We start from the raw sequence: 1323 nt of genomic DNA on the forward strand, positions 1-1323 counted from the left end.
CTGTTCGACCGCTGGCTGGTGCTGTTCCACATCACCACGGCCGAATGCAACAACCCGCCCATGCAAGCGCTTGCCGACGATGTGGCCGCCCGCATCGCCGACACCTTCTGGCGCCGCTACCAGATGCTGCGCTGGCCGCAGGTCATGCTGCCGGTGCTGGGCGTGCCCACCAAGGATTGATCTGGGTCAAGGCGTACCGCCAGGCTTGGGGCGATGCTGGCGCCATGGACACGTTCTCTCCCGCTGCCGGTGGCCTGGCCTGGACCTTCGATCCCGATATGCTGCGACGGCATGACCGTCCCGGCCCGCGCTACACCTCCTATCCCACCGCGCCGCACTTCCATGACGGCTTCGATGCACCCGCGCTGCGCCAGGCGATCGCCGACAGCAACCCGTTGGCGCGCGCGTTGTCGTTGTACGTCCACGTGCCATTCTGCTCCAGCCCCTGCTTCTACTGTGGCTGCAACCGGGTGATCACCCGCGACCGCGGGCGTGGCCACAGCTACGTGTCACGCGTGCTGGCCGAGGCGGACCTGCTGGCACCGCAGTTCGCCGATGGTCGTGAAGTGATCCAGCTGCACCTCGGCGGTGGTACGCCGAATTTCCTCGATGCCGATGCGATGACCGCACTGGTCGAGGGCCTGCGCCGCCGCTTCGATTTCAGCGGTTCGTCGCAGCGTGATTTTTCCATCGAACTGGACCCGCGTTTCATCGACACCAGCGATGTGGCGATGCTGGCCCGGCTGGGCTTCAACCGCGCCAGCCTGGGCGTGCAGGATTTCGACCCGCAGGTGCAGGAATCGATCAACCGGGTGCAGGGCGTACGGCAGACGCTGGATATCCTGCGTGCCTGCCGCGACAGCGGCATGCGTTCGGTCAACGTCGATCTGATCTACGGCCTGCCAGGGCAGAGCCTTGAGGGCTTCGGCCGTACCCTGGAACTGGTGCTGGCGCTGCGTCCGGATCGACTGGCGGTGTATGGCTATGCGCATCTGCCTCACCTGTTCCGCGCGCAGCGACAGATCGACGAAAGCCGCATGCCCTCGCCGGAAGACAAGCTGGCGCTGCTGGGCCTGGCGGTGGAGCGCCTGTCCGCAGCCGGCTACCAGTACATCGGCATGGATCACTTTGCTTTGCCGGAAGAAGACCTGTCGCGTGCCCAGCGCGCCGGCCAGCTGCATCGCAACTTCATGGGCTACACCACCCACGCCGACACCGATCTGCTCGGCCTTGGCGTAAGTGCGATCAGTCACATCGGTGCCACCTACAGCCAGAATCCGCGTGACCTGCCGTCGTGGGAGAGCGCGGTGGACCAAGGACAGC

General features: G+C 65.8%; 1 protein-coding gene and 1 pseudogene. Both read left to right on the forward strand.

Going from position 1 to position 1323, the window contains the following annotated elements; all coding sequences use genetic code 11:
- A pseudogene (locus AC1VAN_RS22025) lies at positions 1-180 on the forward strand (group III truncated hemoglobin); the annotation flags it as partial.
- A gap of 44 nt (positions 181-224) precedes the next feature.
- A partial coding sequence (gene hemN / locus AC1VAN_RS22030) for an oxygen-independent coproporphyrinogen III oxidase (RefSeq protein WP_480986769.1) occupies positions 225-1323 on the forward strand: 1099 nt, incomplete at its 3' end.

It is taken from the genome of Stenotrophomonas sp. 05L44_2 (genome assembly GCF_056665995.1).